Below are 26,083 nucleotides of genomic sequence, written 5' to 3'. Positions count from 1 at the left end.
GCTAATCGGTTAACCCCAGCTGTATAATGGCTTGTTGTGCGGCGATCTGGCTGGCATCTTTTTTATTGAAGGCTTTACCGCTGCAGATGAGTTCACCGTCTACCACAGCGCCTACGGTAAAGATGCGCCGGCCGTTGTCCATCTGTTCTTCGAGGAGTTCGAATTCCAGTGTTTTGCCATTTTTATTGGCCCAGCCGTATAATTTATTTTTGTGGTTCATTTCCACGGTTTCCAGCAGTTCCATGTCTATATAAGGCATGATAATGCGTTTGTGCACAAACTGTTGGGTTTTATTATAGCCGCGGTCGAGGTATACAGCGCCAACGAGAGCTTCGAGGGTGTTGCCGAATATCTGGCTTATTTTGAGAAAGCTGTTGTATTTGTCGTAGATGGTGAGCTTGCGTAAGCCCATCTTGATAGCGATATCGTTCAGTTGTTGCCGGTTAACGATCTTGGAGCGCATCTCTGTTAAATATCCTTCCGTTTTATAGGGATATTTTTTAAAGAGATAATCACCCACAATGGCGCCGAGAATAGCGTCACCGAGGTATTCCAGCCGTTCGTTGCTTTCCAGGAATTTTTCTTTACTGGAACGATGGCTCAGGGCCACTTCATAAAGGGCAAAGTTACCAGGCGGGAAGCCCAGCAGATTATGCAGCTCTTTATATAAGTGCCTTTTTTTGGAAACTAGTCGATATAAAAAACCTGGCAGTAAACTCACACAATCAAGATCAAGGAACAAATTTTTTGAAAATCACGGAAGCATTATGTCCGCCAAACCCAAAGGTGTTGGACAATGCAGCGTTTACTTCTCTCCTTTGTGCGATATTAAAAGTAAAATTCAGTTTCGGGTCTAACTGCGGGTCGTCAGTAAAGTGGTTGATCGTAGGAGGAACTATGCCATCGAGGATAGACATAATTACGGCTATGGATTCAACGGCGCCGGCAGCCCCGAGTAAGTGCCCTGTCATGGATTTTGTAGAGCTGATGTTCATTTTATAGGCATGCTCTTCAAAAACGCGCTGAATGGCTTTTACTTCGGCAATATCTCCCAACGGAGTGGAAGTACCGTGAACGTTGATGTAATCGATTTCGTTGGCCTGCATTTCAGCATCTGCCAAAGCATTCCGCATTACATTTAAAGCGCCCAGTCCTTCCGGATGTGGAGCGGTGATATGATATGCGTCTGCCGTAGCGCCGCCGCCGGCTAACTCTGCGTATATCCTGGCGCCTCTTTCCTGTGCGTGTTCTAACGACTCCAGTACCAGTGCGCCAGCTCCTTCACCCATCACAAAACCATCGCGGTCAAGATCAAAGGGTCTGGAAGCAGTTTTTGGGTCTTCATTCCTTTCTGACAAGGCCTTCATGGCGTTGAAGCCGCCAACACAAGGCTCATTGATCACATTTTCCGATCCGCCGGTAATCACCATATCGGTTTTGCCGTAACGGATGCTGTACATTGCCTCAATAATGGCATTGGTAGCAGATGCGCAGGCTGATACAACGGAAAAATTAGGCCCCCTGAAACCGTGACGGATAGAAATATACCCGGCAGCGATATCAAGAATAAGCCTCGGAATTAGAAAAGGACTGAAGCGGGGCGTACCATCCCCTGTATGGAAATCTCTCAGCTCGTGACTGAAATTGATCATACCTCCAACACCAGTGCCCCATATCACCCCAACACGATCAGCATTGATCTTGTCTTTATTGATATTGGCGTCCAGTATCGCCTGATCTGCGGCAATTACAGCCGTCTGTGTAAAGGGGTCCATTTTACGGGCCTCTTTTTTGTCCAGGTAGTTAGCAGGATCAAAATTTTTCAGTTCGCAAGCAAAACGGGTTTTGAACTTGGAAGCATCAAATTGCTTGATATAATCCGCGCCGGATACACCGTTCGTCAATCCGTGCCAAAAATCGGCTACAGTATTGCCGAGCGGTGTAAGAGCGCCTAAACCTGTAACGACAACTCGTCTTGGTTGCATTAAAACAATTCTGATTAGTAGGATTATTTTACATGTTCTTCCAGGTAAGCAACTGCCTGGCCAACAGTAGTAATAGTTTCAGCTTGTTCGTCAGGAATGGAGATGTTGAATTCTTTTTCGAATTCCATAATCAGTTCTACCGTATCCAAAGAGTCAGCGCCTAAGTCATTGGTGAAGCTGGCTTCAGGAGTTACCTCGGCTTCGTCAACGCCCAATTTGTCAATGATGATCTTTTTAACTCTTGATGCAATGTCTGACATAATTTTAAGTGTTTTTGGTTTAAAACTTGACTGCAAAAATATAATTTTTATTGAATTGCCAACAGATAGCCCGAATTTTAAGGACGCTCTAACCGGGTCAATCCTACCAAACCCAATACAGTAAACATATTCATAGCTTTGTTAATAAAAGAATTTATATATTTTTGATACTGGTTGGATTACAGATTTGCATATTTTACCACAAAAGTCGCCTTTTTCGGGACAATTACGCCATTCTCTGAAATCCAAAACATATAAATCTTAAAATATCTCCATTCAACCGGCTATTTAGCCACTTATCTAAAGCATTAACGCTATTTAACAGTTGCCCGGAGCATTCAGCCTCCTCAATGCGTAAATTTGTCCGGCTTGTGAGATAGTATCCTTTAGGAGCCTGTTTCTCTGTTATGAATCAGTAGCAAAAAGTTAGAAAAACACATATAAAAAGATATGGCCATCACCAAAAAAACCGTTCGCACAATAGTTATATTGGCCGCAGCCGGTATCGTCATCTTCCTCGTTTATAAGAAAATAGCCGGCAACAAATCAGCCGGAGAGCCGGCTGCTGCCGCATCCGGCGCAAAAGGAGGCGCTTCCCGGCTTCTGCTTACAGATGCCTGGATCGTTAAAACTTCCCGGCTCGATCAATCTATTGAAGCAAGCGGCACCTTGCAAAGTAATGAAGAAGTAGAGGTGAAACCGGAAATTAATGGCCGCATCATACACCTTTATTTTAAAGAAGGAACCACCGTAAGAAAAGGAGACCTGCTGGTTAAACTGTATGACGAAGACCTCAGAGCACAGCTTCAGAAGCTTAAATTACAGCAACAATTGGCCAAAACAACCCTGGAACGCCAGGAAAACCTCCTTAAAATAAATGGCATCAGCCAGCAGGACGTAGATGTAACCCGCAACCAGGTAAGCGCTTACGGAGCTGATATGGAGTATACCCAAACCCAGCTGCAGAAAACAGAACTACGAGCCCCCTTCAGCGGTAAACTCGGTTTACGCAACGTAAGTGAAGGCGCTATCGTGTCTTCCCTTACCATTATTACTACCCTCCAACAGATAGATCCGCTGAAAATGGACTTCTCCGTTGCGGAGAAATACCGCAATGCCATTAAAAACGGCGATCAGGTCAACTTTCTGGTATCCGGTGATAATAAAGAATATAAAGGCAGCATTTATGCCATCGACCCTAAAATAGATCTTACCACCCGTACTGTAAAGCTCCGTGCTATCGTTCCTAATAATAACGGTATCCTTTTCCCCGGCTCTTTCGCCAAAGTGAAAATTTTGCTGAAAGACCTCCCCGACGCTATGCTGATACCGTCTCAGGCCGTTATTCCCGGTACCCGTGATAAAAAAGTAATTATCGCCGATAAAGGCCAGGCCAAGTTTATAACAGTAGAAACAGGCATCAGAACCGAAAGCAGCGTACAAATCACCAGTGGCCTTCAACCAGGTGATACGGTTATTACCACTGGTATTCTCCAGCTGAAACCAGGCATGCAGTTGAAGTATAATAAGATACAATAATAGTTTTCCCAACGGCACTGTTCCCGGCAGGAAAATCTGAAAATAATTATCATGAGTTTACCTTCATTATCTCTCAAACGCCCGGTATTTGCTATCGTGATGAATATCATTATTGTGATATTCGGCCTGGTGGGCTTTACTTTTCTGGGGGTAAGAGATTTCCCGGCGATCGATCCGCCTATCGTAAACGTGCGCACCTCCTACGCAGGCGCCAACTCGGATATCATCGAAACACAGATCACTGAACCATTGGAGAAACAAATCAATGGTATCGCTGGGATCAAAAATATTTCTTCCAGCAGCAGCCAGGGAAGCAGCAACATCACCGTGGAATTTGAACTGGGGCAAGACCTGGAAGGCGCTACCAACGATGTGCGTGATAAAGTATCACAGGCGTTGCGCCAGCTGCCGCCCGATATTGATGCCCCTCCCGTAGTATCCAAGCAGGACGCCAACTCCGACCCCATCATCTCCATGACGGTGCAGAGCAACACCCGCAACCAGCTGGAAGTAACGGAATATGCCTCCAACGTACTCCTGGAAAAACTGCAAACCATTCCCGGCGTTAGCGCCATACAGATATGGGGAGAAAAAAAATACGCCATGCGTATCTGGATGGACCCCGCCAGGTTATCGTCCTACAGTCTTACCCCCGGCGACGTACAGGCTGCCCTGTTACGCGAAAACGTGGAACTGCCCTCCGGTAAAATTGCCGGTAACGCCACCGACTTTACCGTACGTACTTTCGGACGGCTGGTATCTGAAGACGATTTCAACGGCCTGATCATCAAAAATGTAAACGGCAGCGAAATACGTATCCGCGACATCGGCCAGGCAGTACTGGGACCCGAAAACGAAGAAACCGTACTGAAAGAATCAGGCAGCCCGATGATTGCACTCGCCCTCATCCCGCAACCCGGCTCCAATTATGTAGCCATTGCAGAAGAGTTCTATAAAAGGTTCGAACAACTCAAAAAAGATATCCCGGAAGATTACTCCGTCAATATTGCAATGGATAACACCCGCTTCATCACACAATCTATCGATGAAGTAGAGGAAACCCTGATAGTAGCGCTCGTGCTGGTAATTATTATTGTATACCTGTTCTTCCGCGACTGGCTCATGGCACTCCGTCCGCTGATAGACATCCCGGTATCTTTAATCGGCGCCTTCTTTATTATGTACGCCTGCGGCTTTACCATCAATATTCTCACCCTGCTGGCTATTGTACTGGCCACCGGCCTAGTGGTGGATGATGGTATTGTGGTAACGGAAAATATTTATAAGAAGATAGAACAGGGAATACCCCGTATGAGGGCTGCCCGCGAAGGATCTGAAGAAATATTCTTCGCCGTAATCGCTACGTCGATCACACTGGCCTTTGTATTCTTACCGATCATCTTCCTCCAGGGATTCGTGGGACAACTGTTCCGTGAGTTTGGTATTGTGGTGGCCGGCGCAGTAATCATCTCTGCCTTTGTATCACTCACGTTAACACCTGTACTAAACGTTAAACTCGGACGTAAAACACATAGCCACTCCTGGTTCTATACCAAAACAGAACCTTTCTTCCGCTGGATGGAAGAAGGATACAAAAGCTCGCTGGAATCGTTTATGCGTTTCCGTTGGGTAGCCGGGCTAATCATTACCGGCTGCCTGGTGATGATTTACTTCCTCTTTAAAACGCTTCAGTCGGAACTGGCGCCCCTGGAAGATCGCAGCACTTTCCGCCTGTCTATTACCACGCCGGAAGGAACCGCGTTCGACTACATGGACAATTACGTGGATAAGCTCACCAAGTTCATGATGGACTCCATTCCTGAAAAGAGGATCATCCTGAGCGTAACTTCTCCCGGCTTCAGTGGCTCCGGTGCAGTAAACACCGCCTTTGCCAATGTAATGCTCACGGAGCCGCATGATCGTACCCGCTCGCAGAAGGATATTGTAAATATGGTGAACCGGAGTATGAACAAATTTCCGGAGGGTAAAGTATTTGCCATTGAATCTCAAACAATCCAGGTAGGCCGCCGCGCGGGGTTGCCGGTATCCTTTGTGCTGGAGCATATCAACTTCGACAGTCTTACTAAGGTGCTGCCCAAATTTATGGAAGAAGTAGGCAACAGCCCCGTATTCCAGGGAACAGATGTGGATCTGAAATTCAATAAACCGGAACTGCGCATACATATCAACCGCGATAAAGCAACACAACTCGGCGTTTCTGTACAGGATATTTCTTCCACCTTACAGCTGGCATTGAGTAACCTTCGCTATGGTTACTTTATCAGGAATGGTAAACAATACCAGGTAATGGGACAGGTGTTCCGTGCCGACCGTGACGACCCGATGGATCTGCAAAACCTCTATGTACGCAACTCCCGCGGTGAAGCCATACAGCTCGATAACGTGGTAAGTATTGAAGAAGAAACCAGTCCGCCGATCATTTATCACTTTAACCGTTACAAATCCGCCACGGTATCCGCCGGGCTTGCGCCGGGCAGAACTATCGGTGATGGTATCAACGAAATGTACCGGATCTATAATAAACTGCAAAAGGAAACTGTATTGAATGAATCGTTTAATACCGCTTTATCCGGCTCCTCCCGCGACTATGCGGAAAGTGGCTCCAATACTATGTTCGCGTTAGGACTGGCACTGGTACTCATTTACCTGGTACTGGCCGCACAGTTTGAAAGCTGGGTAGATCCGCTGATCATCATGTTAACGGTGCCGCTGGCATTTGCCGGAGCATTATTGTCGTTATGGTTATTTAATCAAACCTGGAATATCTTCTCACAGATTGGTGTAATTATGCTGATAGGGCTGGTAACGAAGAATGGTATCCTGATCGTGGAATTTGCCAACCATCAGCGTGATACCGGGATGGAAAAGGCTGACGCAGTAATCCATGCGTCGTCGATGCGTTTGCGTCCTATCCTGATGACGAGTCTTGCTATGGCCCTCGGCGCGTTACCTATTGCGATGTCGCTCGGTGCAGCCGCTACCAGCCGTATTCCGTTGGGGATCGTTATTGTGGGTGGAATCATCTTTTCACTGGTGTTAACTCTATTTGTAATCCCGGCGATGTATACCTTCCTGTCGCGCAGAGGCAGAAACAATAATACAGACGACGAAGATGAAATGGAAAACGATGAGGAGGCACAGGTAGCAGCAGCACACGCCTGATTATAATAGATTTGAATGATCACGATTATGCTATTTATGATGAAAAATATAAAGAAGTGTTTTTTCGTACTGCTCTTACTGGTAGCTGCGGGTGCGTTAAAAGCACAGCAACAGGTACTTACCCTGGAACAGGCAATAGACGTGGCGCTGAAAAACAACTTCGATATCCGTTTGGCCAGGAATACAGCAGAGTTATCGGCTAACGACTACGCCTATGCGAACTTCGCATTTGTACCGCGCCTGAATGCCACAGCAGGCACTACCTGGAATACCACCGCCACCAAACAGGAGTTTGTGAACGGCACCAAACGCGATACCAGCGGCATTAAGGGCAACAACCTCTCTGGTAACGTAACCCTCAGCTGGACGTTGTTTGACGGTCTGAAAATGTTCGCCACCCGCAATAAAATAGCGTCTATCCGCGACCTCGGCGAGCTGGCTATAAAAGACCAGGTACAGAATTCTATCTCCACTATCATCGGCGGATACTATAACATTGTACAACAAAAGCAACAGTTGAAGGCCCTGGCAGAGCAGATGTCTATCTCCGAAGAGCGGGTAAAATTATCTGACGCCAAGTTCAGTACAGGGCTTGCACCTAAAACAGATCTCCTGCAATCAAAAGTAGATCTGAATGCACAAAAGGCATTATATATCCGTCAGCAAACGCTGATAGAACAAAGTAAGTCGTTACTAAACCAGTTAATGGCAGTACCGGCCGGCGCCACCGGTTACGACGTGGTAGATTCTATTCCGTTAAACAGCGGTCTTTCTTTTGCGGTGTTGCAACAAAATATTGCCAACAACAATACCACTATTAAAGTACAACAGCAGAACGTGAATATTTCTGCGCTCACGGTGAAGGAAAGTAAAGCAGATTATTTCCCGGTAATATCCTTCAATTCAGGATATAACTACAACCGGAATACGTCCAATGCAGCATCCAATGCTTTCAGTCCGCGGTTCAGCCGGAATGCGGTTTTTAACTATGGTTTTACTGCTGCTATTCCTATCTTCAATGGATTTAATGTAAAAAGACAGGTGCAAAATGCGCGGATAGATTTTGATTTCCAGAATATTACACTGGATAATGTAAGATCCCAGGTAGACCTCTCGCTGAACAACGCATTCAAAGATTACGAATACTATAAAAAACAGGTATCGCTGGAAGAAGAAACAAACGATCTTGCGAGAGAAAATGCGATGGTAGCGTTAGAGCGTTTCAAACAGGGCGTATCCACCATCCTCGAAGTAAAAATAGCGCAACAAAGCCTGGAAGATTCGTATTACCGGCTTATACAGGCGCGTTATAATACCAAACTTGCTGAAACGGAGCTGGGTCGCCTGAATGGCGCGTTGTTGCAATAATCTACTCTTCTATATCAGAAGCGGATAAGTCAGGGAGATGTATCCCGCTTATCCGCTTTTTTTAATCATATCGCCAACTGTGCGGACATGAACAGGCATTTGTATCATTAACGAACATATTTAATAATAGACAATATAAAAAATACTACTCCTCAAAGTCAATCCATTCGGCATGGTTTTGCAAACATCTCTGCCGGATAATAAAACAGGATACACATGTTACGTTATATTATACTCACTTTAAGTGGTGTTATTGGCCTCGCCCATATATGCGCAGCACAGGAATTACAGGCAGTAAACCGCACAGTAAGCGGCGATGCTGTTATTCATTTGAATGAAGCGCCGGGTCCTGGAATAGCCTGGATTAAAAATAAACAATTTGCCAATGGCACTATTGAGTTTGATGTGAAAGGAAAAAATGTTTTGCAGCAGAGCTTTGTAGGCATTGCCTTTCACGGTGTAAATGATTCCACCTATGATGCCATTTATTTCAGGCCCTTTAACTTCCAGGTTCCGGAAGCCGGCAGGAGAAGTCACTCCGTACAATATATTTCGCTTCCAGCAAACGACTGGCCGTTCCTAAGAGAACAATATCCCGGAAAATATGAGCATGAAGTAAATCAATCCACGGACCCCAACAAATGGTTTCATGTAAAGATAGTAGTAACTGATACAGAGGCCACCGCCTATCTAAATGGCGACAAATGTTTAACGGTTACATTACTCAGCAAGCAAAAAAACGGGATGATAGGTTACTGGGTTGGCAACAACTCCGGCGGCGACTGGAAGAACCTGAAAATAAACTAAGATTGTTGATTGATAAGTTAGAAGTCAGGGCTTTGAGAACGCGGGTTCTTAAAGCCTTTTATTTGAGGCCCTATATCTCAGTTACATAGGAAAGTGCGTAATTTGGCTTCCACATAAATCCCTTCTGAAAAAGTATCAACAGGATACACTACTTCCATCTCGGTGTAGGCATCTTTGGGTATGCAAAGGTGGAGAATATTAAGTCTTACCAGAAGTTCATGAGCTGCATCAGCATCACGACTAACAAGTTCCTGCTGTTCTTTAAGGATCTGTAGCATCTCTTTATAATCTCTGTCAGTCATTTTATAAATTTATCAACTAAAAAATCAAACTCCATCAAACTGTTCAGTGTTATTATCCTCTAATGGGATGCGTCCCTGCCAGTGTACATCCTTCACTCGATTAAAGTATCCCTTAATACAATTTGGGTTACGGATACAGATCTGTATGTGATTTTTATTCTTAAACCCTGCGTTGGGATATAGCTCATCACCCTCCATAAAAACACTTCTGACAGAATCATAAGGCAATAGATTCTTCATTTGCCTGTCGATATGCAGATTCTCAATTACCGCACAATCGAGATTCCTTAACAATAAATCCCGTGATCCTCCTGCATGTATATTCACCGGCAGTGTTCTTTTGTCATTCACAACAGCTTTAAACAATGCGTGATAAGACTCGTGGACAAGATTTAAACAAGTTGTATCCAGCAGATCAAGACAGAATTTCGAATCAATCACTGCTCCCAATGCTGCTGGCGACCGGATCACTTTATTTCCCGGAGGATTGCATGCGTAGTCGTATGCGCGTTCATAACTGTTCTCCCAGAAATAGCATCCACTTCCCAGCCAATCGTATGGCTTACTGCTGGGACTCATTTTAATACTTCCTGTTACCAATGCGTCTCTTACTTTTTCTTCACAACCGTGAAAACCAAGCACCAATCCGGGTCGTGTTGCGTGAATCATTTCCATGATAGATTAACATGAACAATAAATCATGGAACAAGATTACGCTGAATGATAGATCAGTTTAATCCTGCTCCCTGCAACATACATTTACTGCGGATGGAACACCTGTTGTTGTGAAAGTATTGCCAGATTACAAACCAGCTAACAACATAAAAGAAAACATCAGTCCACAATTTATTTCTTTTTCAGATAAAAATAAACACCGTCAAAAAATATTTTCATTTATTTTTAAATAAAAAAATCCAATTAAACACAATATTGATAAGCGTTATATCACAATGACATAAAATTTTAACTATTAAAAACGAGACGATAAAAATAATTTTTAGGTAGGAATCTTAATTATTTTTTCATCATTTAAAATTAATTACATAATTTAGTTTTCACGTTTGTTATCAGCTAATAACTTCAAGTTAACTCCTCACCAAAACATATCCTCAACTCTTTCAATTCACTTAGTCATGGCACTGTATACCATAACAACCATATCAATAGGCGAACAACAATTCAGCCAGTTTCAATTTTTACACCTGAAACAATACATGAGGCAACATCATGAATTTGAGATAGGCATAGGATACGAGTGGCTATCTCAGTATGGATCAAATGCTGTTGCAGCGGGCAGATCATTGCTGGGAAAGGAAATCAGCATCTGCATCCGGCCTGTTGAAGCTGGTGGAACATTTAGTACATTGTTATTCAACGGGATCATTACCGGCATCCATGCAGGAAAGGAGAATAATGGCAATGCAGGTAGTTGTATCCTTCGTGGCAACAGCCCCACAATACTACTTTCAGGTAGTCCACATATACAATCTTATGAGCAGCTGGCCTTATCATCCATTATAAACACAGTTATAAAAAATTGCTACCCCTTTGCCGTTCCTCCACAGGTGAACCCCGCTTTTACGCAACCGCTGAAGTATATTGTACAGTACAAAGAAACAGGATTTGATTTTCTTCACCGGCTTTCCCAACGCTATGGAGAACACTTCTTTTATAACGGGCAGCAAATTATTTTTGGTCAATACAGTCCCCAAAAAGATAATCTGGTGCATCAGAAAGACCTGGTCGATTTTCAGCTGGAATACAAAATTTCACCTATCCATCAAACGTTTCAAACGTATGAGTACAGGTTACACAATATCCTGGAAGAAGACAGTTGTGAGGTGGCCTTCAACAACATCAACCACCACTCGCATCATGTGCAATCATTGAGCGGAAAACTGTATCCTTATAAAGCCATTTATAAAGTTCCATATGTATTTGGCAGCAATGCTGCAGCAGAACTTTCTGCACTTACACGCTATTTTTATAAAGGACGATTAGCTGATCTGGTTTCTATAAAAGGTCACAGCCGGAATACCGGTTTGCGTATAGGAGATATAGTTAGTATACAGGAACATCTGGAAGATTATGGTGAATTTGTACTCACGATGCTGGAACACCATTGCAACGGAAACGGTGATTATTACAATACTTTCGAAGGCATTCCGGCCGACATAGCAGTACCCGCTATGAATATGGAGAACATTCCCCGTTGCGAAGCTCAAAGCGCCATAGTAACCGATAACCATGACCCCAAAGGGCTTGGGCGCCTCCGGGTAAAATTTAGCTGGCAGCAGGGAAGTACACCCTGGATCAGGCTTTATCAGCCGCACGGTGGAATTAACAAAGGGTTCTATTTTATTCCTGAAATAAATGAAGAGGTATGGGTGGATTTCGAAGGCGGCAATCCCGAAGCACCTTACGTTACCGGCTGCGCCTATAATAGAGAAGCAGCTCCCGGCTTCGGAGATCCGATGAATAATGTCAAAGCGATTAAAACCCGTAGTGGACACATGATTCGCCTCGACGATACAGATGGCGGCGAAAATATTATCATCGCCGATAGAGGTGGCAATACAATCATGATGGATACCCGGGGCCAGAACATTTCGCTTTCAGCACCGGAAAAAATAAATATAACCGCTAAAAACATCAACATTAATGCTGCTGAAAATATCAGTATAAATGCCGGAAATAATATCAACCACTCTGCAGGCATGGACATTCTTCAACAAGCCGGCAACTGTCTCTATCAATATACGGTGAATGATTATCATCTGACAGCAACTAATATCACCAAAGTAGCTCTGGAAAATATAAACGTGCAGGCGCGGGAAATAGATAAGCATGCAGAAGAAATAAACATCGACAGCTCAAAAGAAAATTTGCAGATCAGTTCAGGGAAGTCTGTCAATATAAAAAGTACGGAGAAGTCAAAACTATTCTAAAACACCAGCACATGCGCAATAACCCCACAGGATGCATGCTCATCGCCTGCAAAAAATATATAGAAACCGGGAAAAGTATCCGCTGGCATAGTTCCGGAGATCTGTTCCTTCATTCCGGCAAATCTGTAGTCATCAATGGCAAACAGAAAGGTATAAAATTCCATAAAACCGCCGTCAATCATAACCCTGAAAAATAAAACTGTATTAAAAAGATGGCAGACAAACACTTTGTAGTACAAGGAGCTTTATGCAAATGTAGTTTTGGAAGTGCTCCCGCTAAAATACAGGTTTCCGCAGATGCCGAATACATGAACGATGCAAGCGGGAATTCCAAACCGGTTGCCGGTTCCAATGAAACAGGCAACCCGTTCATACCCGGTACATTTGGTGCATGCACACTAACGCGCAAGCCATGCATTCCCAACATTACCCAATGGAGAAACGTATTGCCCGGCATTACACTTTCCAATGGTGGAAAAATACTAACGGAAAACAGTAGCGCTGTCTGTGCTGTGTCAGGAAGCCTCTCTGTTTGTATTATCCATCACGGGCAAACAGCATCTGTTACCCATCATAGTACTTTTGAAAGCGAATCTGTTGCGGCACTAAATCCGTTAACCGTTACCCGGTTGAATCGCAGGGAAATTCCTGCCGTACGTGCAATTACTTTACATATTGAGAAACGTAACCCGCCGGCGAATTTTAATAGCGGGAAGAAGGATAACATTCCCGTCAGAATCAATGAGCCTTTGTTATTTGAGGTTGAAAGCTACTATAATTGTATCTCTCCGGATGAATCAGCCATACAATGGAAAATATTCAATCATAACAATTATAGCCACAGCATTACATCATTCGAATCATCCGGTACCCGGTTGCCATTTTCATTTGACGCCAGCGGCAACTACCGGGTACTGGCCTGCGGAAAGGACCAAACAGATAGCAGCGCCTGCATAGATATACATGTTGATAACAACACACTTAAAGAGGAATTCATTATTAATGGAGCATCTCATAAGACCGGTCGTCTGCAAAGTGGGATTCCGGTTTGTGTAGAAGCACTATACAAGATAACTCCTCCAACTGAAGCAGAAAGAGCGCTGGTGTCTATGCAGGTAACCGATAATTGCAAAAACACAATTGCCATATCTGATAGTGACAAAATCCGGTTCACTCCCACCAATGCATCTGCCACTTATATTGTTTCAGCCACCATGCGTACCGAGATACATTCGCAGGTAGTCAGCAAAGAAATCCATACACAAAACAATGGCGCCATATCGGTGATCAAGCGGGCAGCAACACATGTAGTGAGGCCCCGCACCGATATGAATTTCCAGGTATCAGAAATGATACTATTTACACCACCGTCGGTACCTGCAACGGCTATCCGATGGCGGTTAAACGGTAGTCCCATCGGTACAGGACCAACCATCACACTCAATGGCGATGTTCATCTTACTATTCCCGGAAAATATACAATAGAAGTATGCGTAAGTGCCGGGGAAAAAGAGGGCATTAGTAATCAACGTGCCGATTGGCACTTTGAAGTAAAAAACAATGAAATATTAAAAATCCTGGTACAGGAAGGGAGTACAAACTGGATTATTGGAAAGTATTATACCATTTCCGCGCAAACGCTAATGGAATATGATGAAACATTGGATGGCCCCATTCTCTGGAATCCTTATGGAGCTCATACCAACACGGTATCAGGTGTCTTTGCTTCACAGGAGGGCGGATTCATTATCAGCGCCCGTCTGGGTAATTCTCAGAAAACGCTCAGGATAAATGCCATAAACGCAAATATCACCCGTTGGTGTTTTACGGATGAACAATTAATTTATAAATCGTACACAGGTTGGCGGGAGGTGGTGCGGGTAGTTATCAGCAGTAGGGAAGCGGCAAACGAAAAGATAGCGCTTCATCTGTTACAGATAAATCAGGCGAATTGCATTCATCATGTAAAAGATCTGGGAATAGTGACTTTCAATGCCGATGGGCAGGTACAACTCGATATCAGCACAAACAGCCTGAAGCCACTGTTAACTAACACCGGTTTTGAATGGGATACATTTCGACTGTTGTTTGCAATGCCTTTATCCCCCAACTGTACCAGGTTTGCTGATATGAAAACGATTACCTGCGATGGAACTCAATATTGGGTACCGCAAAAGCAAAGCAATAAGCGTATGCAGGAAAAAGGAGCATACCTGGAACTCAATACAAAACGACGTGTTGTAACTGTACACTTTTATGACCGGCAGCATCATCCTGCTTATAAAGTTTATAAGTACGGCGAGAAGTTCAGCATGCATGTACAAACTACCAATCTCATAGGAGAAGAATTAATTTTTGAGATATGGGAAAACAGGTATCACGCAAAAGATAAGTACTGCTTCAGCGGTAAACTTTATATAAATGAATATGGAGCAGCAGGCACAGAGATAGATTCAAACCGGTTGAAAGCCGGAAGCATACTGGAAGATAGCTTTCTCCGCTGCTTCTATGTAGTACTAAAATCACCTTCGGACAAGTACTTCTATCCACATGAAGTAGCAGATAAAAATATCCTGAACCCGGACAATATCAGTTACTACCAGCATATAAAACTATCAAACTGGTTTGATAAGCTGCTCAACAGGCACTCCAGGGAAAATGCTCCGGTAGTATTGGGTGAGCAATTGGAAACAAGTGAGCTTAACACCCAATGCCCGGCATGTGATGAGATGATTACTATTGAACAACTGGCTAGAATATTCACCCGCGCTGCGATGCCCTCATTACAGGTGGTAGCTGACACCTACAACAGGTTTATGGAACAAACCGGGATGAACACCTGTTGGAACAAGGCACACTTTTTTGCACAGGTAGCCATTGAAAGCGGCGGATGTTTAAACATCAAAGAAGGAGAAAGCTTCAACTGGTATTGGGAAGACCTGGATAGAAACTTTCCACCCTTCAGAACAGCAGCAGGTAAAATAAAGGCGAAAGCATGGGGCAGGGCAGCAAGAAAACCGGCTCATCCCGGCGTAACGGAGGAAAACCAACAACATATTGCCGATTATGTATACGGCCCCGATTCCGTAAAGGGAAAAAGTTTAGGCAATATGCAAAAAGGAGATGGATGGAAGTTCCGCGGACGAGGGCTTATCCAGCTTACCGGCCGGGCTGCTTATGCTTATGCAAACAATTTTACGCAGAAAGAAAAGGCTGATATCCTTCTCCATCCGGACCTGGTGGCTACTAATATAAAAATAGCCGTACTCTCTTCAATGGCTTTCTGGAAATGGAAAGGGCTACATCTTGCTGCCAACGGTAATACAGAAGTAACCGCCAAAATAAGTAAGGTGGTAGGCCTGGATGCAATTTCAAACGGTAAAAGCTCACATGCAGAAAAGAAACATTTCTTTGATGCAAAATCATCTGTTTTATTCCAGGTAAACAACTGCAGGCATGGAAAAATATCCGGTGGTGAATGGAACAGGTATATTGTCAAAATAGATACTTTCAGTTATACACTGGTAGAACAAAATATCGCTTCCCATCAATATAAGTACGATCTGTACAACGCTGGTACACTTATTAAAACATTCCTGCTGCAAAAAAACGGAAGCGGCCTGTTACCATTCCCGGAAACTGGCCCCAATTGGGGAAGATACGGCTCCAGGGACGGAGGCGATGATAATTACATAGCGCCTGATATTGCCGCACCTTTATTGGGATTTTTCTATTCATTACCGGGAAACGGTTACAAGGACAAGCTTTATTTTAATGATATCTCTGCCGGGGATAAAAGGAATATAGGCCATAAGGGACACATAAATGGTAATGATATTGACATCAGGTATCCAGGGAGTTCAAACAGGAAAGGCGCGGTGTTGTGGACGGAGGCAAAGCAGGCATATGGTAGTGAAAAAGAGTTTTTGAAAGTGTTGGAGAACATACTTAAAATAGCTTCCAAATGGGGATTTAGAAACAACTTCGCCTACAACAAAGGTATTAATAATACACTTGGTACTTCTACAATAGTACATCAAGACCATTTTCATCTCGGCCTTAGGAAAAAAAATATCAAAAAATGAGAGCAGTAAATTTAACATCTATAATTGCCATTATACTGTGCAATGTGAGCTGCCAAAATATTCAGCAGCAGAAACCAGAGCAAACTATTGGAAAAAATAATAAAATTATCAAAAAAGGAAAAGTGTATCCCATGAATATAGATGCTATTAAACGACACATGGAATGGCAATCCCATATAGAATCAACTGAAGACGGAATACCTGCTACTTATAATTACACAGAGCAGGATGTGAATATCGCTTTACCTATTATTTCTCAAGGATTAAAAGATAAAGGGTTCAAACAACTCAGCGATAGTTCCTTTATTAAAACACTGACGAATATATTTGGAAAAATATTTAGCCTAAAAAATAGCAGGGTCAGGTTTCATGATAAATTCAATACTATTATCGAAGAAGGATACGAAAAAGAAGATGAATATGATTATACAATCGATAATATTTTTGTTTCAATAGAATATAAATTTATATCGTGGGTTCCTCTTTTAGGAGACTTCATTGCATTTACGGATAACGGTAATTACAAAATTGATCTTCATCCAAGATTAATCGCGCGCAACAAATACCTCTTCAACAACAGCCAATCAGATCTCGCTTACCTTCTCGCTGAAGATACACTCTTCCTCAAAACGCTGGTCAAATCATTTGGCTATACCAAAGAAGAAAAAATAAACACGCTGACAATGAACGATTACCTGGATCTCGATAACAATCATATGCCAACAGTGGGAGAGATCATCTTTGTAAAAAACGCAGAAGGCCTGTTAGAAATAAAGCAGGAACTGCTACAATGGGTTTCGGATCATACCCACGCAAATGATAATACATTGCTTCAGGCACTGGCGCAATACGCCTATTCTTTATATGACAACAGCAGCAACAACATCTTCGCCAATAATCCCTTTGAAATATTTTCGCTGGATGAAAAAAGAAAAATTGCGGCTTATATAGCCAATACCTATGAACCGCTTCATCACCGGCTTACCCCTCAAAATCCCGGGATGTGGCCGGTTTCAACGGTGCTGGAAAATATGCTTAACGAAGACAAGGGGCTGGCTGATTTTCTCAAACAGCATCACTATTTCTCATTGCCTGCGTTAAAGCAGGAACTGGAACCGGCCGATTAAATTAAATACATTGCCTCCGTTCCGTCCGGTATAATGTTTTATGAGAGATAATAACCCGGTATTATAAACTACTACGCCGGGGAATTATCCCCGGCGTAGCTATCATTTAAGGTTCTTTCTTTTCTATCTTTTGTTTCTGATACTCTTCAAACGATTGTTTTATATAAAGTAACAGATCATAATCGGAAGCTGAATTTAAAAACTGGTATCCCGGCCTGTATTTATACATAAATGAATCCAGTTCCGGACTCTGTAGCTTGGTCATTCTTCCTACCAGCTCAGGAGAGTAGCGATAATCTATGAACTTCTCTTTCTCCCAGTAAAGCAGCTGTTCATGAAACTGTTCTTTTCTTTTACGCACTTTACTTGGCACTAGATAACTTAAGGCTGTGATAGGGTTTGCCGGTAAGGTTTTAAGTACATCCATCGCACCCGGCTTACGGTAGTCAAAGTAGCGCCCATACTCATCCCGCAGCGCCATAGAGTCGTTGCGGTAGTTCTTACCACGTATATTTACACCCTGCAGTTCAAACAACCGCTTCTGCATATACACGTCCTGGGAAGATGACATTCCCGGAACAAGCATCATTTTCGGCGTATAGCTCAACATAGAAAATTCAAGGGTATCCCCCGGCATTGCCTCAATATAAAAACGGCCACTTTCATTACTTAATGTGCCTGTCATGGTCCTCTTGTTAACAATAGAAACAAAAGGTAATCCCGTTTTCGAATCCTGATCCGCCACCATACCGGACAAACGCACCTGTGCGAAGGTTCCCTGCATGCTAATGAAAAAGAAAAAAAACAGTGCTCCGATATATGCTGTAAAACGAATCATGAATATACTAATCCTTCAAATTTAATGTTCCACCCGCAAATGAAAAGTTAAAAAACAGGGGAAATGTAAGTGCTCAATGGCAAAATTATTAATTATCAACATTATAAATATCCCCCTAATCACTTATTTTTACGGTTATCACTCATTTATCTTGTAAAAGTCATGCCACAGAAAATCATCTTTGCTACCCAACATTATCAGTATCTAAAAAACCGGATCCTGGCAATTACAGGCTCCACCTGGGAAAATGGGGAATTAGACATACGTGATTTTCCCGACGGAGAACATTATCACCGCATTTTGAGTAATGTCAGCAACAAAGAAGTGATTTTGCTCGGTGGCACCATCGATGATAAAGAAACACTGGAATTATATGACCTGGCCAGTGGCTGTATCCAGCTGGGAGCTTATTCCCTGACTATCATCATCCCTTTCTTCGGATATTCTACGATGGAACGCGCCGTGAAATATGGCGAAATCGTAAAGGCTAAAACACGCGCAGTACTTTTTTCATCTTTACCTAATACCTCCCGTGGCAACAGGATTGTGATGATTGACCTGCATGTGGACGGCATTACCTGGTATTTTGAAAACGATGTTCGCCCGGTACATTTATATGCAAAGGAATTTGTAATGAATACGGCGATGGAACTCGCAGCCGGAAAACCTTTTGTGCTGGCCAGCACAGATGCCGGCCGGGCTAAGTGGGTAGAATCCCTTGCCAACGACCTGCATGTACCGGCGGCTTTTGCCTTCAAACGCCGCCTCTCCGGCGATGAAACCGCCATTACCGCTATCAGCGCCGATGTAAAAAACAAGACAGTAATCATCTACGATGATATGATCCGCACCGGCGGATCTCTTATTCACGCCGCACAATCTTATCGTGATGCAGGCGCCGGAAATATCTTCGTTATCACCACCCACGGCATCTTTGCAGGAAATGGCTTCGGAAAAATCAAACAATCCGGACTCATTAAAAAGGTAGTCTGCACCGATACCCATCCCAATGCCATCACCATCAACGACGATATGTTGCTCGTAAAATCAGTCGATCAGCTGATCGTCAATTATTTCCAGTCACAACACTCCTGATCTTCCTGTTGGCAGGCTATTTGTCGTCCAGACACTTGTGAACCATGTAGCGGTAATTCCTGCAAATCGAAATGGCAACAAACCATCTGCAATCTGATAAATAATTATGCTTGATTTTCGTATAATCGAATACGGTAGTTGCGACTACCACACTATGACAGACCTTCGTGACGAGGTGCTTCGGAAACCGCTGGGCCTCTCATTTTCAGCCGAACAATTACAGAAAGAAATCAATGATATCTTCATTGCTGGCTTTACACAAAAGGATGATCATGAAATACTCGCTGGTTGTTGTATTCTCACTCCTGTCAGCGAAAACACGGTACAGTTAAGGCAAATGGCGGTATCGCCCCGTCTGCAGGGTAAAGGTATCGGCAGAGAAATTGTAATATTCGCAGAACAATACGCACGTAGCAACGGCTTTGATGAATTAACCATGCACGCCCGGAAAGAAGCCACTGGATTCTATCAGAAACTGGGCTATAAAATCTGTGGAGAAGAATTTACAGAGGTGGGCATTCCGCACTACGAAATGAGGAAAAACCTGAATTAATTATTTTTTTGCTTCTGCAACCCATTGTAGAAGGCGTTTTGATTGTATTGTTATATTGATGGATAACCAATATAACAATAGACAGCATAGGAATCCTGTCAAAAAATTTTGTAACCAAATCTTTCATAATACGATGAGAAGCCATGTACTAGCCTGGTCGGGGCTGTGCTATGCCTTTTTCTGCTATACCTCCAGCAGCGCATACGCAAAACCCGAAGGGTATCTCACAGCAAAACAGCTGCAAGCTGATACCACTGTTCCGGTAGTGATTAAACCCGCTGCTGCTGATACCAGTGTTAAACCTAAACAGGATACCACGGTTCCTGTAGTTATCAAGCCCGCCACCGATTCCACTGTTAAACCTAAACAGGATACTTCCAAACCGGTAACCGATACTGCCAAAACTGCTGTAGCTAAACCTAAAGAGGATACCGCACTCATCCTCCCTCCGGATTCTGCTACCGCTAAAAGTGAAGTAGGAAAATTCCAGCTTACAGGAACAGTGAAAGATGATAAAGGAACTCCTATCCCCGGCGCTATCATCCGGAACAAAACATCCAAACTAAATGCACAGGCAGACCCAACTGGTCAATATACCATCAAGGCCGCCGTACGCGATACCATACTCATCACAGCTCCCACTTTCGGTGAACAATCTATCCCGGTAGAAAAAAGAGGCGAACTCGATATTACAATGGTTCCCTCCAATGCTACCAAAAAAGTATTGGGAGAAGTAGTTGTTACAGCGCTCGGCATTAAAAAGAATCCCCGCTCTGTAGGCTACGCCATACAGGAAGTAAGCGGCAATGCTGTACAGGAAGCAAAAGAAGTAAACTTTGTAAACGCCCTCACTGGAAAAGTTCCCGGTGTACAAATCAGCTCAAACACAGGTTCTATGGGCGGCGCCAGCAAAATCACCATTCGAGGGGTGAAATCCATCCTGGGTGATAACAACGCCTTCTTTGTACTGGATGGCGTACCCATGATGAACAATGTAACAAACGATCCCGGCCAGCAAAACGGCGGTGGCGGTTACGACTACGGCAGCCCCATGCAGGATATCAACCCGGAAGACATCGAAAATATTTCGGTCCTCAAAGGTGCGGCCGCAACTGCCCTCTACGGAAGCCGCGGTGCTAACGGCGTTCTCCAGATAACTACCAAAAAACGCCCGGATACAGAAAGAGGAATCGGGGTCACCTATAGCCTCAATGCCCAGATAGACCAGGTAGCTGTACTGCCAAAGTACCAGAATATGTACGGCGGCGGTAGTGCCGGAAAATTTGATACCCTGTATTACAACGAACACCCGGAAGGCTTCCTCAATGAACAGGCAGCTACTTACGATGATAATAACGGTAAAGGACGCTACGACCTGATGCCACAATATGCAGTGGATGAATCATGGGGACCCAAACTGAACGGACAGATCGTCCGCCCTTACTGGTCGTGGGATAAAGATAAAAAAAATCCATACTTCGGTCAAACCGATACCTGGTCACCACATCCAAATAATGTAAAAGATTTCTATAAAACAGGTTTTACACTCACCAACAATATTTCAATGGCAGGCAGCGACGATAAAGGAAGCTTCCGCTTGTCATATGGTAATATGGATCAAACCTTTGTACTCCCCAATGCCACCAACAAAAGAAATAATCTCTCTTTCAATGGTAGCTATGAATTAACAAAGGGAGTAAGAGCGGTAGCCTCCATGAACTACACCTCGTTAAATGTAAAAGGTCGTCCGGGTACCGGCTTTACCGGTCCCAACCCTACATTGCAGTTTACCATGTATGGCCAGCGTCAGCTGGATATAGAAAAGGAAAAAAGATATAAATACGATGATGGCTCTCAAATTACCTGGAACCGCAGAGCATGGGACGATCCAAGCATTTCCTCCAGTAATGGACCATACTGGAACCGTTATATGGATTACGAAACAGATAGCCGTAACAGGCTCTTTGGATCTGCCGGACTGGATATAGATGCCACAAAATGGCTCTCCTTCTCCGGTCGCGTATTCATGGACGATTATAACACCCTTGAAGAAGAAAGAACAGCAAAAGACTATTCGATTGGCGGATATATTAAACGCGTAAGAACTAACCGCGAAATGAACTACCAGTTAACAGCGGATATCAAAAAAGATTTTGGTACAGACTTCCAGCTGAATGCAACGGTGGGAGGAAACGTGATGCATCGTAAATGGACCGTTACCGGCGGAAGCGCCGTAGGCGGATTGATCACTAAAGATGTGTACAACCTGCTCAACTCCGCACAACCGGCGCAGGCTATTGATCAGTACTACGAAAAACAAATCAACTCTGTGTTTGCTACCGCCAACCTGGGATATAAGAACCTGCTGTTCCTCGACCTCACCGGTCGTAGCGACTGGTCCTCTACCCTGGTAAAAGGCAATAATCAATACTTCTATCCATCTGCTTCCCTCTCCTTTGTTTTCTCAGATCTGCTGAAAGAATGGAAATGGCTGTCATTTGGTAAATTAAGAGGTAGCCTCGCCGCTGTAGGTAATGATGCCGATCCATACCGGATCTATAACACCTACGACTTCATTCCTCCTTTCGGCAGCAACCCGGTTACCCAGTTCTCTCCGACATTATATAACGAAGACCTGAAGCCGGAACGTACTACGGAAGTGGAAACAGGCGTGGAATTAAAATTCCTGGACAACCGCATCGGTGTTGATTTCACCTACTACAGACGCGTTACCAAAGATCAGATCATTACACTGGCACTGCCTACAGCGACCGGCTTTACCGGCGCCTATGTAAATGGCGGTAGTGTGGAAAATAAAGGTATTGAAATAGGACTGAACCTGAACCCCATCCGCCTGAAAAATGGCTTCCGCTGGGATATCAGCGCTAACCTGGCCCGCAACCGGAATCAGGTACTCAACCTGGATGTTGCGCAGTACAACACCTCACTGGACTTCCTGACTATCGGCACCGACCGCCGTACGCAGAAGGTATCGGTAGTAGGTCAGGTAGGTGAACCGCTGGGAACCATCCGCGGTACCGACTATACTTATCTTAACGGCCAGAAAGTAGTGGATGCGCTCGGACGTTATGTACCCAGCGAAATTAAACCTATCGGTAACGCCTATCCGGACTATGTAGGTGGTGTTACCAACACCTTCTCTTATAAAGGTATTTATCTGTCGGCATTGGTTGATTTTCAACACGGCGGCGATTTCTTCTCCTACACTAACCTGTACGGAAATAAATCCGGTCTGCTGGAAACTACGGTAGAAAACGGCATCCGTGAAAATGGTATCGTTGTTCCGGGTGTTACAGCAGATGGCCACGCCAATACAACAAACATCAGCGCACAGGATCATTTCAACTACAACGGTGGAAATGTAATCAGCAAGGCTAACCTGTATGACGCCAGCTACATCTACCTGAGAGAAGCCAAAATTGGTTACAACCTGCCGGAATCATGGTATAAGAAAATAGGAGCCCAGGCCGCACGCCTGTCTCTCTATGGCCGTAACCTCTGGCTGATCAAATCCAATGCCCCGAATGTAGATCCATCCAATATCCTCAATTCCGCTTCCAATGTGCAGGGAATTGAAGGTGGTGCGCTGCCATCACTCCGGTCTTATGGATTAAACCTGAATGTATCATTCTAAATTTTGTGAAGATGACTAAAAAGATTTTTAAATATAGCAGCATCCTGTTCTTGTTGGCTTCACTGGCAGTTACCAGCTGTAAAAAGTTGGATGATATGAACACTGATCCAACCAAAGCAACTACTGCTTCACCCGCAAACCTGCTTACAGGCGCCCAGAAAAGCACGATGGACATGCTTTACAGCGGATTACAAAACGGCTTCATCGCTATGAACTATGCGCAGTTCTGGACTGGAAACTCCAGAACAAACGATAGCCAGTTTAGTCTCGATGAAGGTAATAATGCTGCCCTCTGGAATACATTATACCGCATCTCATTGCATAATCTCGATCAGATTGTTAAACAAAACGATGCTAACCCAGGGCTGCCCGGTGTGATTAACCAGAGTGCCATTGCAAAAATTACCAGCGCCTGGATCTACCAGATCCTGGCAGATACCTATGGAAATATTCCATACACAAAAACCTTCCAGGGTAGTACTAATATCACTCCCCAATATGATGATGCCCAAACCGTTTATAACTCCCTGCTCGATACCCTGCAGGCACAAATAAATATATTGGATTCATCACAGGCAAGCTTTGAAACCGGGGATGTGATATATAACGGAGATGTGATGAAATGGAAAAAACTGGCAAATTCCCTGATGCTTAGATTGGCTATCCGCATGGCAGATGCCAATCCACAAAAAGCCAAACAGATCATCGAAGCGCATTACCAGAACGCCCTCAGTGATAACGGGGATAATGCCGAGTTCGAATACCTTAGTACAGCACCCAATAAATTTCCGTATAACGAATCTGAACGCGCTATCATCGACTTTTCTGTAAGCGCCACGCTGGTGGATTATATGAAAAGTGTAAACGATCCGCGCCTCAGCATTTACGCCCGTCCTTCAACTATTAGTGATACGATCAAAGGTATGCCTTACGGCTCGTCCGCTTCAAATCCAGACAGGCTTCCAATAGATAACTACTCATTTCCCGGCACACAGATCTATAGCGCCACAATGCCAGGTATCCTTATGGGCTACGCGGAAGTAGAGTTTATTCTCGCTGAAGCCGCGGCCAGGGGTATGAGCGTAGGTGATGATGCTGCTACACATTATGCAAAAGGTATCACCGCTTCCATCAACTACTGGCGTGTGCTCACCAACAATGCAGATATTACCGACGCTACCATTCAGGCATATATCGCAAAAGTACCTTACGTGGCAGCCGACTGGAGAAATGTGATTGGTACTCAAAAATGGCTGGCACTTTATCCGCAAGGCTTCCAGGCATGGTTTGAAAGAACCAGACTGCATTTTAACAAGCCAGGCGGACAACCATTATTCATTGCTCCGGTATCCGGTTCACTGGACCCAAGCGTAACAATGGTGCCCTACAGATTAACCTATCTGCAGAGCGAACAAACACAGAATAAAGCCAGCTACGAAAAAGCCGCTTCCGACATCGGTGGCGATACAAAAGGCACCAAACTGTGGTATAACAAATTCTGATACAACAATCAACTATAGCTAAACAACAATCTACCGGCGCCTGCATCTGCAGGCGCTTTCTTTTTTATCCCTATTTATTTATCTTTAGCCCCACCTATATTCAGCGATTATGAGGAAAGTACTGCTAACAATAGCCCTGATGGCTATTGCCCGTTTTGTATCAGCACAGGATATGACACAGGCATATCAGAATTGGTATACCTATTTCGGCACCATGAAAATTAACAGCAAATGGGCAGTTCCATTTGATGTGCAGTTACGTATCAGGGATGGTATCAGTAACAAAGGTCAACTGCTCATGCGTGGCGGTTTGCAATATTCTATTAACAAACAGGATCATATTTTACTGGGATATGCCTATGTGCCAACCTATAATGCTGCCAGTAATACATGGCTGCCCGAACAACGCATCTTTGAACAATATATCCATAAAGCAAAAAAACCGGATATGACGCATCGTGTCCGGCTGGAGCAACGCTGGGTATCACAACCTTCTGCACCAGGCGATCCACATGCTATCGGCAACTGGAAATATGGCAACCGCGCCCGCTATTTCAACCGCACACAACTGCCTATCCACCATAAAAAAGCAGCCACGCCATTCTATGTGGCCTTGCAGGACGAAATCTTTTTGAATCTCTGGGGAAATGATATCAGCAACCTCCTGTTCGATCAGAACCGCTTCCTGGTGGCCTTTGGATATCAGTTCAATGCCAACCTTAAAGCAGATATAGGCTACATGAACCAGCTGATCCAGGTTACTTCGGGCGCTAAAACCATGAACCACATCCTGCATTTCAGCGTACTCCAGAACATCAACCTGTAACGCTGCAAGC

19 protein-coding genes are annotated in these 26,083 nt (G+C 44.1%); 13 read left to right on the top strand and 6 right to left on the bottom strand.

Annotation, left to right across the window (positions count from 1 at the left end; translation table 11 throughout):
* Position 1 precedes the first annotated feature (1 nt).
* Genes rnc through ACMXI2_RS30255 form a run of 3 tightly spaced genes read right to left on the bottom strand, consistent with a single transcriptional unit; the run spans position 2 to position 2,245 of the window.
* Positions 2–721 carry a ribonuclease III gene (gene rnc, locus ACMXI2_RS30265; RefSeq protein ID WP_079469778.1) on the bottom strand — a complete coding sequence of 240 codons (720 nt, stop codon included), beginning with the start codon at positions 719–721 and terminating at the stop codon, positions 2–4.
* Between the two features lie 10 nt (positions 722–731).
* Positions 732–1,985: a beta-ketoacyl-ACP synthase II gene (fabF, locus tag ACMXI2_RS30260; protein ID WP_079469779.1), complete on the bottom strand. Its 1,254-nt coding sequence runs from the start codon at positions 1,983–1,985 to the stop codon at positions 732–734.
* A gap of 23 nt (positions 1,986–2,008) precedes the next feature.
* Positions 2,009–2,245 carry an acyl carrier protein gene (locus ACMXI2_RS30255; protein WP_012788038.1) on the bottom strand — a complete coding sequence of 79 codons (237 nt, stop codon included), beginning with the start codon at positions 2,243–2,245 and terminating at the stop codon, positions 2,009–2,011.
* Between the two features lie 450 nt (positions 2,246–2,695).
* On the opposite strand from ACMXI2_RS30255, the gene ACMXI2_RS30250 reads away from it, so the two are divergent.
* From ACMXI2_RS30250 to ACMXI2_RS30235, 4 genes are all read left to right on the top strand, one after another.
* On the top strand, positions 2,696–3,784 hold the full coding sequence (locus tag ACMXI2_RS30250; RefSeq protein ID WP_483779573.1) for an efflux RND transporter periplasmic adaptor subunit: 1,089 nt from the start codon (positions 2,696–2,698) through the stop codon (positions 3,782–3,784).
* 51 nt (positions 3,785–3,835) lie between these two features.
* On the top strand, positions 3,836–6,967 hold the full coding sequence (locus ACMXI2_RS30245; RefSeq protein ID WP_483779572.1) for an efflux RND transporter permease subunit: 3,132 nt from the start codon (positions 3,836–3,838) through the stop codon (positions 6,965–6,967).
* Positions 6,968–7,003: 36 nt separating this feature from the next.
* Complete coding sequence (locus ACMXI2_RS30240) at positions 7,004–8,335, top strand: TolC family protein (protein ID WP_483779571.1); 1,332 nt, start codon at positions 7,004–7,006, stop codon at positions 8,333–8,335.
* Positions 8,336–8,551: 216 nt separating this feature from the next.
* The gene (locus ACMXI2_RS30235) at positions 8,552–9,142 is read left to right on the top strand and encodes a 3-keto-alpha-glucoside-1,2-lyase-like domain-containing protein (protein ID WP_483779570.1); all 591 of its coding nucleotides are present in this window, start codon (positions 8,552–8,554) and stop codon (positions 9,140–9,142) included.
* A 77-nt stretch (positions 9,143–9,219) separates the two neighbouring features.
* Here ACMXI2_RS30235 and ACMXI2_RS30230 read toward each other — a convergent pair whose 3' ends face one another.
* Together ACMXI2_RS30230 and ACMXI2_RS30225 are read right to left on the bottom strand one after the other, a co-directional pair.
* Complete coding sequence (locus ACMXI2_RS30230) at positions 9,220–9,444, bottom strand: hypothetical protein (RefSeq protein WP_483779569.1); 225 nt, start codon at positions 9,442–9,444, stop codon at positions 9,220–9,222.
* 24 nt (positions 9,445–9,468) lie between these two features.
* The gene (locus ACMXI2_RS30225) at positions 9,469–10,113 is read right to left on the bottom strand and encodes a hypothetical protein (protein ID WP_483779568.1); all 645 of its coding nucleotides are present in this window, start codon (positions 10,111–10,113) and stop codon (positions 9,469–9,471) included.
* Positions 10,114–10,577: 464 nt separating this feature from the next.
* Here ACMXI2_RS30225 and ACMXI2_RS30220 point away from each other — a divergent pair, with 464 nt between their 5' ends.
* Genes ACMXI2_RS30220 through ACMXI2_RS30205 form a run of 4 tightly spaced genes read left to right on the top strand, consistent with a single transcriptional unit; the run spans position 10,578 to position 17,604 of the window.
* Entirely contained in the window at positions 10,578–12,392 is a 1,815-nt protein-coding gene (locus ACMXI2_RS30220; RefSeq protein ID WP_483779567.1) for a type VI secretion system Vgr family protein, read from the top strand.
* Positions 12,393–12,403: 11 nt separating this feature from the next.
* Positions 12,404–12,589: a hypothetical protein gene (locus ACMXI2_RS30215; protein ID WP_483779566.1), complete on the top strand. Its 186-nt coding sequence runs from the start codon at positions 12,404–12,406 to the stop codon at positions 12,587–12,589.
* A gap of 15 nt (positions 12,590–12,604) precedes the next feature.
* Positions 12,605–16,477, top strand: a complete 3,873-nt coding sequence (locus ACMXI2_RS30210; RefSeq protein ID WP_483779565.1) for a PAAR-like protein — start codon at positions 12,605–12,607, stop codon at positions 16,475–16,477.
* Positions 16,474–17,604, top strand: a complete 1,131-nt coding sequence (locus ACMXI2_RS30205; protein ID WP_483779564.1) for a hypothetical protein — start codon at positions 16,474–16,476, stop codon at positions 17,602–17,604. The genes ACMXI2_RS30210 and ACMXI2_RS30205 overlap by 4 nt, the downstream gene beginning before the upstream one ends.
* Positions 17,605–17,710: 106 nt before the next feature.
* Here the strand turns inward: ACMXI2_RS30205 and ACMXI2_RS30200 are convergent, their stop codons facing one another.
* Positions 17,711–18,352: a carboxypeptidase-like regulatory domain-containing protein gene (locus tag ACMXI2_RS30200; RefSeq protein WP_420987808.1), complete on the bottom strand. Its 642-nt coding sequence runs from the start codon at positions 18,350–18,352 to the stop codon at positions 17,711–17,713.
* A gap of 252 nt (positions 18,353–18,604) precedes the next feature.
* Here ACMXI2_RS30200 and prs point away from each other — a divergent pair, with 252 nt between their 5' ends.
* The 5 genes from prs (at position 18,605) to ACMXI2_RS30175 (ending at position 26,073) form a co-directional block, all read left to right on the top strand.
* Positions 18,605–19,537 (top strand): ribose-phosphate diphosphokinase, encoded by a 933-nt coding sequence (prs, locus tag ACMXI2_RS30195; protein ID WP_483779563.1) that lies wholly within the window; start codon positions 18,605–18,607, stop codon positions 19,535–19,537.
* 106 nt (positions 19,538–19,643) lie between these two features.
* Positions 19,644–20,090 (top strand): GNAT family N-acetyltransferase, encoded by a 447-nt coding sequence (locus ACMXI2_RS30190; protein WP_483779562.1) that lies wholly within the window; start codon positions 19,644–19,646, stop codon positions 20,088–20,090.
* A gap of 133 nt (positions 20,091–20,223) precedes the next feature.
* On the top strand, positions 20,224–23,745 hold the full coding sequence (locus tag ACMXI2_RS30185; protein WP_483779561.1) for a SusC/RagA family TonB-linked outer membrane protein: 3,522 nt from the start codon (positions 20,224–20,226) through the stop codon (positions 23,743–23,745).
* An 11-nt stretch (positions 23,746–23,756) separates the two neighbouring features.
* A complete protein-coding gene (locus ACMXI2_RS30180; protein ID WP_483779560.1) occupies positions 23,757–25,247 on the top strand; it encodes a SusD/RagB family nutrient-binding outer membrane lipoprotein in 1,491 nt (496 codons plus the stop codon).
* Positions 25,248–25,356: 109 nt separating this feature from the next.
* Positions 25,357–26,073, top strand: coding sequence for a DUF2490 domain-containing protein (locus ACMXI2_RS30175; protein ID WP_483779559.1), 717 nt, complete (start codon positions 25,357–25,359; stop codon positions 26,071–26,073).
* The last annotated feature ends 10 nt before the right edge of the window (positions 26,074–26,083 follow it).

This window comes from Chitinophaga sp. G7 BAM 1005 (assembly GCF_057126945.1).
Note: the sequence above shows the minus strand (reverse complement) of the source record. Positions and strands in the feature narration are given on the sequence as shown.